General features: G+C 61.4%; 12 protein-coding genes. All 12 read left to right on the top strand.

The annotated features are described in order from the left end of the window. Nucleotides 1-17: 17 nt before the first annotated feature. The 12 genes from UB23_RS24560 (at nucleotide 18) to UB23_RS24505 (ending at nucleotide 15,019) form a co-directional block, all read left to right on the top strand. Complete coding sequence (locus tag UB23_RS24560) at nucleotides 18-1,517, top strand: NAD(P)H-hydrate dehydratase (protein WP_045061842.1); 1,500 nt, start codon at nucleotides 18-20, stop codon at nucleotides 1,515-1,517. Further along, on the top strand, nucleotides 1,505-1,975 hold the full coding sequence (tsaE, locus tag UB23_RS24555) for a tRNA (adenosine(37)-N6)-threonylcarbamoyltransferase complex ATPase subunit type 1 TsaE (protein WP_045061841.1): 471 nt from the start codon (nucleotides 1,505-1,507) through the stop codon (nucleotides 1,973-1,975). Before UB23_RS24560 ends, tsaE begins: the two co-directional genes overlap by 13 nt. Then, entirely contained in the window at nucleotides 1,976-3,403 is a 1,428-nt protein-coding gene (locus UB23_RS24550) for an N-acetylmuramoyl-L-alanine amidase (RefSeq protein ID WP_045061840.1), read from the top strand. Next, nucleotides 3,400-5,310 carry a DNA mismatch repair endonuclease MutL gene (mutL, locus tag UB23_RS24545; protein WP_045061839.1) on the top strand — a complete coding sequence of 637 codons (1,911 nt, stop codon included), beginning with the start codon at nucleotides 3,400-3,402 and terminating at the stop codon, nucleotides 5,308-5,310. Before UB23_RS24550 ends, mutL begins: the two co-directional genes overlap by 4 nt. After that, nucleotides 5,310-6,281 (top strand): tRNA (adenosine(37)-N6)-dimethylallyltransferase MiaA, encoded by a 972-nt coding sequence (gene miaA / locus UB23_RS24540; RefSeq protein ID WP_045061838.1) that lies wholly within the window; start codon nucleotides 5,310-5,312, stop codon nucleotides 6,279-6,281. Before mutL ends, miaA begins: the two co-directional genes overlap by 1 nt. Nucleotides 6,282-6,374: 93 nt before the next feature. Further along, nucleotides 6,375-6,635: an RNA chaperone Hfq gene (gene hfq / locus UB23_RS24535; RefSeq protein ID WP_007902656.1), complete on the top strand. Its 261-nt coding sequence runs from the start codon at nucleotides 6,375-6,377 to the stop codon at nucleotides 6,633-6,635. Between the two features lie 12 nt (nucleotides 6,636-6,647). Next, nucleotides 6,648-7,949: a ribosome rescue GTPase HflX gene (gene hflX, locus UB23_RS24530; RefSeq protein ID WP_045061837.1), complete on the top strand. Its 1,302-nt coding sequence runs from the start codon at nucleotides 6,648-6,650 to the stop codon at nucleotides 7,947-7,949. Between the two features lie 96 nt (nucleotides 7,950-8,045). Beyond that, nucleotides 8,046-9,218 (top strand): FtsH protease activity modulator HflK, encoded by a 1,173-nt coding sequence (gene hflK, locus UB23_RS24525; RefSeq protein WP_045061836.1) that lies wholly within the window; start codon nucleotides 8,046-8,048, stop codon nucleotides 9,216-9,218. After that, on the top strand, nucleotides 9,218-10,087 hold the full coding sequence (hflC, locus tag UB23_RS24520) for a protease modulator HflC (protein ID WP_045061835.1): 870 nt from the start codon (nucleotides 9,218-9,220) through the stop codon (nucleotides 10,085-10,087). The genes hflK and hflC overlap by 1 nt, the downstream gene beginning before the upstream one ends. A 316-nt stretch (nucleotides 10,088-10,403) precedes the next feature. Continuing rightward, entirely contained in the window at nucleotides 10,404-11,591 is a 1,188-nt protein-coding gene (locus UB23_RS24515; protein ID WP_045061834.1) for an ATP phosphoribosyltransferase regulatory subunit, read from the top strand. Between the two features lie 54 nt (nucleotides 11,592-11,645). Then, nucleotides 11,646-12,935: an adenylosuccinate synthase gene (locus tag UB23_RS24510; protein ID WP_045061833.1), complete on the top strand. Its 1,290-nt coding sequence runs from the start codon at nucleotides 11,646-11,648 to the stop codon at nucleotides 12,933-12,935. 149 nt (nucleotides 12,936-13,084) lie between these two features. Beyond that, nucleotides 13,085-15,019 (top strand): methyl-accepting chemotaxis protein, encoded by a 1,935-nt coding sequence (locus UB23_RS24505; protein WP_045061832.1) that lies wholly within the window; start codon nucleotides 13,085-13,087, stop codon nucleotides 15,017-15,019. Nucleotides 15,020-15,033: the final 14 nt, after the last annotated feature.

Raw genomic sequence — 15,033 nt, 5'->3', positions numbered from 1 at the left:
TCGGAGCCCGAAGACGCATGCCGCACACTAAAGATGAATTACCCGACGCACTGTACAGTGCCGCACAAGTCCGTGGGCTTGATGCGAGCCTGATTGCGGCAGGCACGCCAGGCTTCGAATTGATGCAGCGCGCGGCGCGGGCAACCTGGCGCGCGCTGGTGCGCCAATGGCCGGCGGCGAACGAACTGAGCGTGCTGGCGGGGCATGGTAACAATGCCGGTGACGGCTATCTGGTTGCCGTGCTGGCCCGGCGCGCGGGATGGTCGGTGCGAGTGCTGGCTGTTGCTGACCCCCAGCGCCTGCAGGGGGATGCGGCGCGGGCTTATGCCGAAGCCGTTGCCGAACAGGTCGTCATTGAGGCCTGGGATGCGCAGTCATGCTTGCGTGGCATCGTGCTGGACGCCTTGCTGGGCACCGGGCTGAGCGGCGAAGTACGTGAACCCTATGCCAGTGCAATCGCCGCCATCAATTGCAGCGACCTGCCAGTGGTCGCAGTGGATATTCCTTCAGGCCTGTGTGCCGATACTGGGCGCATCCTTGGCTGCGCCGTGCGTGCCGACCTGACGGTGACGTTCATTGGCCTGAAACTGGGGCTATTCACCGGCGATGCGGCGGATCAAGTAGGAGCGTTGGTATTCAACGATCTGCAGGCGGATCCGCAGCTGCTGGGGCGGGCGCCTGTCAGCGCTCGTCGCCTGGGCACTGGCAATCTGCCTCGCCTGGCACCCAGGGCGCCGGCGTCACATAAAGGTAAATTTGGCCATGTGTTGCTTATCGGCGGTGATCGGGGCTTCGGCGGCGCTATTCTCCTGAGTGCGCAAAGCGCCCTGCGCAGTGGTGCGGGCATGGTCTCCGTGGCGACTCGTAGCGAACACGTTCCCGCCGCTTTGGCCAGGATTCCAGAAGCCATGGTGCTGGGAACTTCCTCCGCGAACCAGCTGATGGGGATACTGGAAAAGGTCTCTGTGCTGGTCGTCGGCCCAGGCTTGGGTCGCGACGCCTGGGGACGCAGCCTGTTGTCGGCCGCTGCCAACGCACCGCTGCCGCAAGTCTGGGACGCCGATGCACTGAACCTGCTGTCCGAGGCGCACGTCAGCTTGCCCAAAGGCTGCATCATTACTCCGCACCCGGGGGAGGCCGCGCGCTTGCTGGGCATGTCGACGGCCGAGGTCCAGGCGGACCGCCCAGCTGCTGCCCGCGCGTTGAGCAAAAAATATACAGCTGTCGTCGTTCTCAAAGGCGCCGGCAGCTTGATCGCCAGCCCGGATGGGCGCCTGGCGCTGTGTCATCAAGGCCATCCGGCGATGGCTACCGCCGGCTTGGGCGATGTACTGGCAGGATTGGTCGGTGCGTTGCTGGCCCAGGGCATGGACGCGTACGACGCGGCCTGCCTGGGTGTATGGCTGCATGCCAATGCTGGTGCGCAAGAAGGTAAATCGGGCCGTGGGCTGGCGGCCAGTGATCTGATCCCGGCCATTCGTCAGTTGTTGGAGGAGCAAGCACCGTGTCTGAAGTAAACCTGTACCTGGCTGATGAAGAAGCGATGAGCGCATTTGGCGAGCGCATTGCACGAACCACTGGCGGGCATGGTCTGATTTTTCTCGAGGGCGATCTGGGGGCAGGCAAGACCACGCTGTCACGGGGAATCATTCGGGGGCTGGGGCATGTCGGTGCGGTAAAAAGTCCGACCTTCACTTTGGTGGAGCCTTACGAGATCGGCGAGGTCCGGGCTTTCCATTTCGACCTCTACAGGCTGGTCGATCCGGAAGAGCTGGAGTACCTGGGGATACGGGATTATTTCGAAGATGACGCGTTGTGTCTTATTGAATGGCCCGAAAAGGGTGCAGGCTTTTTGCCAAAGCCCGACCTGACCATTACCATTAGCCCGCAACACAGCGGCCGTTCGCTGAAAATTTTGTCCCAAGGCTCGCGTGGCGAGTCCTGGTGTGCCGCTTTGGCATTGGAATTCAATTAAATGATGGGGTCAGGTATGCGCTTTCGCGCGATGGTAGCTGCCGTAGGATTTTTGCTTTTGGCGGTAACCGTCAACGCTGTGGCCGAATCGAAGGTCAACAGCGTTCGCTTGTGGCGAGCGCCGGACAACACAAGGCTGGTGTTCGACCTGTCTGGGCCAGTGCAACACAGTGTCTTCACGTTGACAGCGCCGGATCGACTGGTCATTGACATCAATGGCGCGTCCCTTGGCGCACCATTGAGTGTCAATTCGGCGAATACGCCGATCACCGCCATGCGCTCGGCCCAGCGTACGCCGACCGACCTGCGGGTGGTCATCGACCTGAAGAAGGCCGTGACTCCCAAGAGCTTTACCCTGGCGCCGAACGCCCAGTACGGCAATCGCCTGGTGGTCGACCTGTTCGACGACGCTGCCGATGCTGCGCCTATTCCCGCGCCGACCAACGTCGCCAAGGTGGCGCCGGTACCGGTCACGCCAATCGATCCGCCGGTCAAGTTGCCGCCAGCCCCGGCTGGCAAGCGGGAAATCATCGTGGTCATCGATGCCGGGCACGGTGGCGAAGACCCGGGCGCCTCGGGCTCCCGTGGCCAACGTGAAAAAGACGTGGTACTGGCCATCGCCCGGGAGCTGCAGCGTCAGGTCAATGGCATGAAAGGCTTCCGCGCCGAACTGACACGCACCGGTGACTACTTCATCCCGCTGCGCGGCCGAACCGAAATTGCCCGCAAGAAAGGCGCCGACCTGTTCGTCTCGATCCATGCCGACGCGGCCCCATCGGCGGCGGCATTCGGCGCTTCGGTGTTTGCCCTGTCTGATCGCGGTGCCACTTCGGAGACAGCCCGTTGGCTGGCTGATAGCGAAAACCGTTCCGACCTGATCGGGGGCGCTGGCAATGTCAGCCTCGATGACAAGGACCGCATGCTCGCTGGCGTACTGCTCGACCTGTCGATGACCGCCTCCCTGACCTCCAGCCTGAACGTCGGCCAGAAAGTCCTGAGCAACATCGGTCGCGTCACTCCGCTGCACAAACAACGAGTGGAGCAGGCCGGGTTCATGGTGCTCAAGTCCCCGGATATCCCGTCGATCCTGGTGGAAACCGGGTTTATCTCCAATGCCAACGAAGCTTCGAAACTCGCCGCGGCGAGTCACCAGCAGGCGCTGGCCCGCTCCATCAGCAGCGGCGTACGCCAATTCTTCCAGCAGAACCCGCCGCCAGGCACCTACATCGCCTGGTTGCGTGATTCCGGTGGGATCGCCCAGGGGCCGCGTGATCACCGGGTTAACCCTGGCGAGACACTGGCGATGATTGCCGTGCGCTACCAGGTTTCCCCGGCCACCTTGCGCAGCGCGAACAACCTGAAAAGTGACGACCTCAAGGCCGGGCAACACCTGACCATTCCTGGCACCGAACTGGCGGCCAAGGAATGAGTGCAGTCGTCGGCAACGATGCTCGTATCGAACTGCTCAGTCCGCGCCTGGCGAACCAGATTGCTGCCGGCGAGGTGGTCGAGCGCCCGGCTTCGGTGATCAAGGAGTTGCTGGAGAACAGCCTCGACTCCGGCGCCAGGCGCATTGACGTCGATGTCGAGCTGGGCGGCATTAAACTGCTGCGAGTGCGTGACGATGGCCGTGGAATCTCGGCGGATGACCTGCCGCTGGCCCTGGCCCGCCACGCCACCAGCAAGATCCGTAACCTGGAAGACCTCGAACAGGTCATGAGCCTTGGGTTTCGTGGCGAGGCATTGGCGTCGATCAGTTCCGTGGCGCGCCTGACCCTGACCTCGCGCACCCGCGACGCCGATCAGGCCTGGCAGGTCGAGACCGAAGGCCGGGACATGGCGCCCCGCGTGCAACCGGCTGCTCACCCGGTGGGCACCTCGGTGGAAGTTCGCGACCTGTTTTTCAATACGCCGGCGCGACGCAAGTTTCTCAAGACCGAAAAAACCGAATTCGATCACCTGCAGGAAGTGATCAAGCGCCTGGCGCTGGCCCGCTTCGACGTGGCATTCCACCTGCGCCACAACGGCAAGACTATCCTCAGCCTGCATGAGGCGCACGATGATGCGGCCCGCGCCCGGCGCGTGGCGGCAATCTGTGGTGCGGGTTTCCTCGAGCAGGCCCTGCCGATCGAAATCGAGCGCAACGGCTTGCATCTGTGGGGTTGGGTGGGTTTGCCGACCTTCAACCGCAGCCAGGCCGACCTGCAGTATTTCTTCGTGAACGGCCGTGCGGTGCGCGACAAGCTGGTGGCTCACGCCGTGCGCCAGGCTTATCGCGACGTACTGTTCAATGGCCGGCACCCGACCTTCGTGCTGTTCTTCGAGGTCGATCCGGCGGGCGTTGACGTCAACGTGCACCCGACCAAACACGAAGTGCGCTTTCGCGATGGGCGCATGGTTCACGATTTTCTTTATGGCACGCTGCACCGCGCCCTGGGCGATGTGCGTCCGGACGATCATCTGGCAGCGCCTGTCGCCACGGCGATCGTACGCCCCACCGGCATCGATGCCGGCGAGTTCGGCCCGCAGGGTGAAATGCGCCTGGCGGCCAACGCGCTGCTGGAGCAACCCCAGGCCCAGCCGACGTTCAATACGCCGGCGGGTTCGGGCGCGGGTGCCGGCTACCAGTATCAATACTCGCCACGGCCACAGTCCACAGTGCCGACAGCTGAAGCGCAGGCGGCCTACCGTGAGTTCTTTGCCCCGCTGCCCGAAGCCAACGCAGCCGCGCTGCCGGCCGGACAAGAAGACATTCCGCCGCTGGGTTACGCCCTGGCGCAGCTCAAGGGCATCTACATCCTCTCGGAAAACGCCCAGGGGCTGGTGCTGGTCGACATGCACGCCGCCCACGAGCGGATCATGTACGAGCGCCTCAAAATTGCCATGGCCAGCGAAGGCTTGAGTGGCCAGCCGCTGTTGGTGCCAGAGTCCCTGGCGGTCAGCCAGCGCGAAGCCGATTGCGCCGAGGAACACCAGGCCTGGTTCCAGCGCCTGGGGTTTGAGTTGCAGCGCCTGGGCCCGGAAACACTGGCCATCCGGCAGATACCGGCACTGCTCAAGCAGGCCGAGGCCAATCGCCTGGTCGGTGACGTGTTGGCGGACCTGATGGAATACGGCACCAGTGACCGCATCCAGGCTCATTTGAATGAATTGCTCGGCACCATGGCCTGCCATGGCGCCATCCGCGCCAACCGGCGCCTGGCATTGCCGGAAATGAACGGTCTGCTGCGTGACATGGAAAACACCGAGCGCAGCGGTCAATGCAATCATGGCCGACCGACCTGGACCCAACTGGGCCTGGACGATCTGGACAAACTGTTCTTGCGCGGTCGCTGATGAACCAGCTCCCTCCTGCGATTTTCCTCATGGGGCCGACCGCCGCCGGCAAGACCGACCTGGCCATCGAACTCAGCAAAGTGCTGCCGTGTGAGCTGATCAGCGTTGATTCGGCGCTGGTCTACCGCGGCATGGATATCGGCACTGCGAAGCCTTCCAGGGAGCTGCTGGCCGAATACCCTCACCGCCTGATCGATATTCTCGATCCGGCGCAGAGCTATTCAGCCGCCGATTTCCGCCGTGACGCGCTGGAGGCCATGGCCGAGATCACCGCCCGCGGCAAAATACCGCTGCTGGTGGGCGGCACAATGCTCTATTACAAGGCTTTGCTGGAAGGCCTGGCAGACATGCCCGCGGCCGACGCCGACGTTCGTGCGCAGATCGAGGAAGAGGCTGCGCGCCTGGGTTGGCAAGCCCTGCACGACCAGTTGGCGGTCATCGACCCGGAATCCGCAGCACGTATTCATCCGAACGATCCCCAGCGCCTTAGTCGAGCCTTGGAAGTTTACCGGGTGAGCGGTCAGAGCATGACTGCGCTACGCTTGCAACAATCTGCGCAAAGTACTGAAGCAGCCGCTTCGGGTCGGCAACAATTGCCCTATACTGTCGTGAACTTGGCCATTGCCCCGGCGAATCGCCAAGTACTGCACGAGCGAATTAAACAAAGATTCACATTAATGTTGGAACAGGGATTCATTGACGAGGTCGTAGCCCTGCGTAAACGAAGTGACCTGCATGCCGGGTTGCCCTCTATACGTGCAGTAGGCTACCGACAAGTCTGGGACTACCTGGATGGCAAGCTGACGCAAGCCGAGATGCAGGAGCGTGGAATTATTGCTACGCGCCAGTTGGCAAAGCGTCAGTTCACCTGGCTGCGCAGCTGGGCTGACTTACATTGGTTGGACAGCCTGGATTGCGACAATCTGCCGCGCGCCTTGAAATACCTGGGGACCATCTCCATATTGAGCTGAGTCCTTGCAATTGCCGTCTATCCTTGGGGGTGTGACGGCCACAAGCCATCTGTTTACCTATTTTTATTTTGAATCCTTAAAGGAGTGCGGCACATGTCAAAAGGGCATTCGCTACAAGACCCTTACCTGAATACTTTACGTAAAGAGAAAGTTGGGGTTTCCATCTACCTGGTCAACGGGATCAAACTGCAAGGCACGATCGAGTCTTTCGACCAGTTCGTTATCCTGCTGAAGAACACCGTGAGCCAGATGGTTTACAAGCACGCTATCTCGACAGTGGTGCCGGTTCGTCCAATTCGTCTGCCTAGCGCAACCGAATCCGAAGCGGGTGACGCTGAGCCAGGTAACGCCTGATAGGAGTCTCCTTTGTTCTTTGAGCGCCACGGTGGTGGTGAGCGAGTGATCCTCGTTCACTTGGATGGACAGGACCCTGAGGCGCGCGAAGATCCGCAGGAGTTTCAGGAGTTGGCTAATTCGGCCGGCGCCGAGACCGTTGCGTTTTTTAACGTGCCGCGTCATCGGCCAACCGCCAAATTCCTGATCGGCAGTGGCAAGGTCGAGGAACTGCGCGACCTGGTCCATGCCGAGAAGGCAGACTTGGTGATCTTCAATCACATCCTCACGCCGAGTCAGGAACGTAACCTCGAACGAGTTTTCGAGTGTCGCGTGATTGACCGCACCGGTCTGATTCTCGATATTTTCGCCCAGCGCGCCCGTACCCATGAAGGCAAGCTCCAGGTAGAACTGGCCCAGCTTGACCACATGAGCACCCGCCTGGTTCGTGGCTGGACTCACCTTGAACGTCAAGGTGGCGGTATCGGCATGCGTGGCCCGGGTGAAACCCAACTGGAAACCGACCGCCGTCTGCTGCGGGTTCGCCTGCGTCAGATCAAGGGCCGGTTGGCAAAAGTGCGCAGCCAGCGCGAGCAGTCGCGACGCGGCCGTACGCGCGCGGATATCCCTACCGTTTCCCTGGTGGGGTATACCAACGCCGGCAAGTCCACGCTCTTCAACAACGTGACGAAATCCGATGTGTATGCGGCTGACCAGCTGTTTGCCACCCTGGACCCGACCTTGCGCCGTCTGGAACTGGACGACCTGGGGCCGATCGTCCTGGCCGACACTGTGGGTTTCATTCGCCACTTGCCACACAAGCTTGTCGAGGCATTTCGGTCTACCCTCGAAGAGTCGAGCAACTCCGATCTGTTGTTGCACGTGATCGATGCGGCCGAGCCGGATCGCATGTTGCAGATCGAACAGGTGATGGTGGTGCTGGGCGAGATTGGTGCCCAGGACTTGCCGATCCTCGAGGTCTATAACAAACTCGATTTGCTTGAAGGCGTTGAGCCACAAATCCAGCGCGACGAAAACGGCAAGCCTCTACGGGTCTGGTTGTCGGCGCGTGATGGCAGTGGCCTGGAGTTGCTGGAGCAAGCGATTGCCGAGTTGCTGGGCAGTGAGCTGTTTGTGGGTACCTTGCGCTTGCCGCAACGATTCGCTCGACTGCGTGCGCAGTTTTTCGACCTCGGTGCGGTGCAGAAAGAAGAATACGACGAAGAAGGGGTCAGCTTGCTGGCCGTTCGATTGCCGCGCTCGGAGCTCAATCGGCTGGTCAGCCGTGAAGGCGTTGTGCCGACAGAGTTCATCGAGCAACACACTTTGCAATAAAAGCCTGAGAAAGCGGTTGTGCCGCAGTCGCAGGCATTCTGTAGCATTGGTCGGCGCGCCGTGGGTGCGTCTTTGCTTTATCAGATGGAGAGCGCTATGGCTTGGAATGAGCCGGGTGGCAACTCGAATAATCAGGATCCTTGGGGTGGCAAGCGCCGCAATAACGGCGACCGCAAGGGACCACCGGATCTCGACGAGGCCTTCCGAAAGCTGCAGGAAAGCCTGAACGGGTTGTTCGGTGGTGGTAAGAAACGTGGTGATGACGGCGGCGGTTCGGGCAAGAGTGGCGGCTTCGGCGGCATTCTTGGCGTCGTCCTCGTCGTGCTGGCGGCTGTCTGGCTGTACAGCGCGGTCTATGTCGTCGACGAGCAGGAGCAAGCCGTGGTGCTGCGCTTCGGCAAGTACTACGAAACGGTTGGCCCGGGCTTGAACATCTACTTCCCGCCAATCGATCGCAAGTACCTGGAAAACGTCACGCGTGAGCGTGCCTACACCAAGCAGGGTCAAATGCTGACTGAAGACGAGAACATCGTCGAAGTGCCGCTGACCGTGCAGTACAGGATCAGCAACCTGCAGGACTTCGTGCTGAGCGTCGATCAGCCGGAAATCAGCCTGCAGCACGCGACTGAAAGCGCCTTGCGCCATGTGGTGGGTTCCACCGCCATGGACCAGGTACTGACCGAAGGTCGTGAGTTGATGGCCAGCGAAATCAAGGAGCGCCTGCAACGCTTCATGGATACCTATCGCACCGGTATTACCATCACCCAGGTCAACGTACAGAGCGCAGCGGCACCGCGTGAAGTACAGGAAGCCTTCGATGATGTGATCCGTGCCCGTGAAGACGAGCAGCGTTCGCGCAACCAGGCTGAAACCTACGCCAACGGTGTCGTGCCGGAAGCCCGTGGTCAGGCCCAGCGCATCCTTGAAGATGCCAACGGCTACCGCGACGAAACCGTCTCGCGCGCCAAGGGTGAGGCAGATCGCTTCACCAAACTGGTCAGCGAGTATCGCAAGGCACCTGAAGTTACCCGCGAGCGTCTGTACCTGGACACCATGCAGGAAGTCTTCAGCAATACCAGCAAGGTTCTCGTGACCGGTAACAAGAACGGCCAGAGCAATCTGCTGTACTTGCCGCTGGACAAGATGATTGACAGTGGTCGCAGCACCAGCGCTCCGGTGACGGGCGCAGCAGCCTCCAGCAATGAAGCGAATGCGCGTGCAGCAGCTGATCTGCAGCAACAGCAGACACGTACCAGGGAGAGTCGCTGATGAGCAATAAATCGCTGATCGCCCTTATTGTCGTGGTCGTCGTGGCGATCGCTGCCTGGAACTGCTTCTACATCGTGGCTCAGACCGAGCGTGCGGTGTTGCTGCAGTTCGGTCGCGTGGTCCAGGCTGACGTTCAGCCGGGCCTGCATGTGAAAGTGCCTTACGTTAACCAGGTGCGCAAATTCGACGCGCGCCTGATGACGCTGGATGCACCGACACAACGTTTCCTGACGCTGGAAAAGAAAGCCGTCATGGTCGATGCCTACGCCAAGTGGCGCGTGAAAGATGCCGAGCGCTTCTACACCGCTACATCCGGCCTCAAGCAGATCGCTGACGAACGTCTGTCCCGTCGTCTGGAATCGGGCCTGCGTGACCAGTTCGGTAAGCGCACGTTGCACGAGGTTGTCTCGGGCGAGCGTGATGCGTTGATGTCTGACATCACCGCTTCGCTAAACAAGATGGCCGAAAAAGAGCTGGGCATCGAAGTTGTCGATGTTCGGGTCAAGGCCATCGACCTGCCGAAGGAAGTGAACCGCAGCGTATTCGAACGCATGAGTTCGGAGCGTGAGCGTGAAGCTCGCGAGCACCGCGCCAAAGGTAACGAACTGGCTGAAGGCATCCGTGCCGACGCCGATCGTCAGCGTCGAGTGCTGCTGGCTGAGGCCTATCGTGAATCTGAAGAGGTTCGCGGTGACGGCGACGCCCAGGCAGCGGCGATCTACTCCAAGGCCTACGGCCAGGACCAGGAGTTCTACGGTTTCTATCGTAGCCTGCGAGCCTACCGTGAAAGCTTCGCGAACAAATCCGACGTCATGGTCCTCGACCCAAGCAGCGACTTCTTCCGTTACCTGGAAAAAGCCAAGCCTTGATACGGCGTTGACCTGAATCATCCCCCGCCTGGCGGCTAAAGCCTCGGGCGGGGTGATCCTTTGGGAAAACGTGTGTATGATGCGGCAGCCGGGAAATTCCCGGCTTTTTTGCGTCTGCACGTTTGATTGCTGTTTTTATGCAGGCACCCGAGTTGAACGACTCGACAGGTTTTTCGAGGGAAATGGCAGGCGAAGCCGATTGCAGGCTTTTCGCCCTGTTGTTCATGCGCGCTGATTTGCGCATGAGCCGGCCATTTTCTGCTTCACTCAAGGCTCGCCCAACGGCTGGCCGCCCGGATCATAGGGGAATGGCGTAATGGCAACGGTAGACCGCTGGCTGCTGCCAGATGGCATCGAAGAAGTACTGCCACCGGAGGCAGCGCGCATTGAAGTAGCGCGCCGCCAGGTGTTGGATCTGTTCCAGAGCTGGGGTTACGAGTTTGTCGTGACTCCCCATATCGAGTACCTGGAATCCCTGCTGACCGGCGCGGGCCAGGACCTCGATCTGCGTACCTTCAAGGTCATCGACCCACAGTCGGGCCGGCAGATGGGCTTTCGTGCCGACATCACGCCGCAGGTGGCGCGCATCGACGCGCACACCCTGCGTCGCGAAGGCCCGAGCCGCCTGTGCTATGCCGGCAGCGTCCTGCACGCGCAGCCGCGCGCCTTGTCGTCCTCGCGCAGCCCGATTCAGCTGGGCGCCGAGCTGTACGGCGACGGTAGCCCGAGCAGCGACGTGGAAGTCATTAGCCTGATGCTGGCCATGCTGCAGCTGGCCGATGTGCCGGACGTGCACATGGACCTGGGGCATGTAGGCATTTACCGTGGCCTGGCGCGCGCCGCCGGTTTGTCCGGTGAAGTCGAGCAGCAGTTGTTCGACGCGCTGCAACGCAAGGCCATCGACGAGGTCATTACCTTGACCGAGGGCTTGCCTGCCGATTTGTCGGGCATGCTGCGGGCATTGGTCGGCCTGTGCGGCGGGCGTGAAGTGCTGGAAGCGGCCCGTGAGCGCCTGGCTCATGCGCCGGCGCCGGTACTGGCTGCGCTGGACGACCTGCTGGCAATCGCCGAACGGCTGTCCGTACGCTTCCCGGAATTACCGCTGTACTTCGACCTGGGCGAATTGCGTGGTTACCACTACCACACCGGTGTGGTGTTTGCCGTGTTCGTGCCGGGTGTTGGCCAGTCCATCGCCCAGGGTGGTCGTTATGACGACATCGGCGCCGACTTCGGTCGTGCCCGCCCGGCCACCGGCTTCTCCACCGATTTGAAAACCCTGGTGACCCTGGGGCGTGCTGAAATCCAGCTACCGTCTGGCGGTATCTGGATGCCTGACAGTACGGATGCGGCACTCTGGCAGCAGGTTTGCCAGTTGCGCAGTGAGGGTCAGCGTGTCGTTCAGGCGTTGCCTGGGCAACCTTTGGCCGCCGCCCGTGAAGCGGACTGCGACCGGCAATTGATTCAGCAGAACGGGCTGTGGCAAGTATCGCCACTGGCTTCTTGAGTTTTCCTGTCGGCCCGTGGCCGGCACCAAGTTTGCGCGAAGAGGACAAGTGTTATGGGTAAGAATGTCGTAGTCCTGGGCACCCAATGGGGTGATGAGGGCAAAGGCAAGATCGTTGATCTGCTGACCGAACATGCTGCCGCCGTAGTGCGCTACCAAGGTGGCCACAACGCGGGTCACACCCTGGTGATCGACGGCGAAAAAACCGTCTTGCACCTGATCCCGTCGGGCGTGCTGCGCGAAGGCGTGCAGTGCCTGATCGGCAACGGCGTGGTGGTTGCACCGGACGCCCTGCTCCGTGAGATCACCAAGCTGGAAGAGAAAGGCGTACCGGTGCGTGAGCGCCTGCGTATCAGCCCGTCCTGCCCGCTGATCCTGTCCTTCCACGTTGCGCTGGACCAGGCGCGTGAAAAAGCCCGTGGCGAGCTGAAGATCGGCACCACCGGTCGCGGTATCGGCCCGGCTTACGAAGACAAGGTCGCGCGTCGTGGCCTGCGTGTGGGCGACCTGCTCAACATGCCGCGCTTTGAAGACAAGCTGCGTGAACTGGTGGACTACCACAACTTCATGCTGGTGGGTTACTACAAAGAGCCGGCCATCGAATTCGACAAGACCCTGGCCGAGTGCAAGGAATATGCTGAGCTGCTCAAGCCGCTGATGCTGGACGTGACTGCCGAACTGCACGACCTGCGTCGCGCTGGCAAAGACATCATGTTCGAAGGCGCCCAAGGCTCGCTGCTGGACATCGACCACGGTACCTACCCGTACGTGACCAGCTCCAACACCACCGCTGGTGGCGTTGCGACTGGCTCGGGTGTTGGTCCCATGTTCCTGGACTACATCCTGGGCATCACCAAGGCCTACACCACTCGCGTAGGTTCGGGTCCTTTTCCGACTGAGCTGTTCGACGAAGTCGGTGCGCACCTGGCCAAACAAGGCCACGAGTTCGGCGCGACTACCGGCCGTGCCCGTCGTTGTGGCTGGTTCGACGCCGTTATCCTGCGTCGTGCTATCGATGTGAACAGCATCTCGGGCATCTGCCTGACCAAGCTGGACGTACTCGACGGCCTGCAAACCATCAATATCTGCGTCGGCTACCAGGATGCAGAAGGCAAGGACGTGGCTCCAACCGACGCTGACAGCTACGTGGGCCTGGTGCCTGTGTACGAAGAAGTGCCGGGCTGGACCGAGTCGACCGTGGGTGCCAAAACCCTTGAAGAGCTGCCAGCTAACGCCCGTGCCTACATCAAGCGTGTTGAAGAGCTGATCGGCGCGCCGATCGACATTATTTCGACGGGTCCGGACCGCAACGAAACCATCGTTCTGCGTCACCCGTTCGCTTAATAAGCTGTTGATGTAAAACACAAAGGCCCCTTAATTGGGGCCTTTGTCGTTTCTGCTCAGCCGGCGGCATGACCTTTGCTGTGATCTTCATTAAGTGCATCTTTTGTGGGATGCCATCAATTTAATGGCGTCAAGCAGAGGGATTCCTAGTGTCAGCCGTTCTCTCATTGTTACAAAGCCGTTTGTTGCGGCCCGTGTTCGTTACCCTCGGTATCGCTCTTTTGGTGCAAGTACTGGTAGCCGTAGCCCTGACACGGAGCACGGTGACTGCGCTGGAAGCTGATTTGGCTGTGCGCCTGGGCGCCGACAGTCAAAAGCTGTCCGGCGAGCTCGAGCAGGCCGGGCGTGAGGTCACGTCGAGTCTCGACAACCTTTCCACCAGCACGCGTCAGCGCCTCACGGCGGGTTTGTCCTCGAAACTGGAAGAGGAGCAGGCGCAACTGCGTGCGACCCTGGAAAAGGATCTCAAGGATTCCGCCAACGACATGGCTCAGCTGCTGGCCTCGGTCGCACCCCGTGCCATGTGGGACAGCGACGTCCCGACACTCTCGGAGTTCGCCCGCCGGGCGCAGCGCAATCCCAACGTGCTGTTTGTGGTGTATGACGACGCCACCGGGCAGCACCTCACGCGTTATCTGAACCGTGAGAACCCGATCAACAAGGCCCTGCTGGAAAAAGGCCAGGGCGAGCGCGCGCTGGACAAGGTGCTGGATGCGGCAAAGAACGATCCGTCGGTTTACTACCTCGAAGCCTCGATCAACCCCAATGGGGTGGAAATCGGCAAGGTCCTGATGGGCGTCTCGACTGCCTCGGTTGAAGCCGACCTGGCGGCCCTCGACAAGCGCTTCTCGGGGTTGATTGGCAGCAGCGACCAACTGGTCGCCGACAGCCTCAAGGGCGCCGCTGCCGACAGCGCCACGGCCATGCGTGCGCGCCTGCAGTCGGCGCAATCGACCGCCTCGGACATGAAAGCCAACACCGCCGCCACTGTGCAGGAGGCCGCGGGTACATTGCGCTGGCGCATAGGCATGAGCCTGGCCGTGGTTGGCTTTGGTGTGCTGCTGTTATTGGCGGTAGTGCTCGGCCGGCGTGTGGTCAACCGTCTGAAGCTGCTGATTGCCGCCATGGACGACCTTGCGGCGGGTGAGGGCGACCTGACCAAGCGCGTGCAGATCAGCAGCAAGGATGAAATCGGCGACATGGCCTCGGCGGTCAACCGCTTCGTCGACAAGTTGCAACCCATCGTGCGCGAAGCCGGGGATGTGGCTCAGCGCACTGGCGTGGAAATCGGCGCGATGACCCTGCGCAATGCCGGGGCTGATGCGGCGGCGGGGATGCAGCGCGATGAAGTGGCCGAGAGCCTGCGGGCGCTCTCGCAAATGGCCGATGAGGCGCAGTCGGAAAGTCATGCGATGCAGGCCGCCTTGCAGCAGGTGGTGGACATTCGTTCGGCGACCGATGAGAACACCCGGACCTCGGCAAAAGTGGGCAGCCTGATCGAGGCGCTGGCCGGGCAGGTGGATACCGGGGCCAAGGTTATCGAGCGCCTGGCGCTGCAGAGCGAGCAGATTGAAGTGGTTTTGACGGTGATCCACGGGATCGCCGAGCAAACCAACCTGTTGGCGCTCAATGCGGCCATCGAGGCGGCCCGTGCCGGGGAAACCGGTCGCGGGTTTGCGGTGGTGGCAGATGAGGTGCGGGCGTTGGCCAGCAAGACCCAGAGCTCAACCGGTGACATTCAGGCGCATATCGTCGCCTTGCAGCAAGGCGCACGCGAGGCTGTGGCCGCGATTGGCCAGGCTGGGCGCCAGGCCAATGAAGGCTTGCTGGTATTGCGTGACAGTGCGCGTTTGCAGCAGTCGGTGCAGGCCTCGGTCGAACAGGTGCATGCGGCCATCGGCCTGGCAACGCAGGCGGCGGCGCACCAGGCGCAAGGCGCGCAGGCGGTGCGGGGACGGGTTGAAACCATTCATGCCCAAGCGGAGAAGGCCGCTCAGGCGGTTGTCGAAACCACTGCCAGCGGCAAGGTGCTGGATGGGTTGGCGGCACAGCTGAAGGCGAGCCTGGGGCAGTTCAGGGCTTAGGTTTTGTATTGGCA

It is taken from the genome of Pseudomonas sp. ES3-33, assembly GCF_000952175.1.
Lineage (GTDB): Bacteria > Pseudomonadota > Gammaproteobacteria > Pseudomonadales > Pseudomonadaceae > Aquipseudomonas > Aquipseudomonas gregormendelii.
This window is presented reverse-complemented; position numbering and strand designations above follow the sequence as displayed.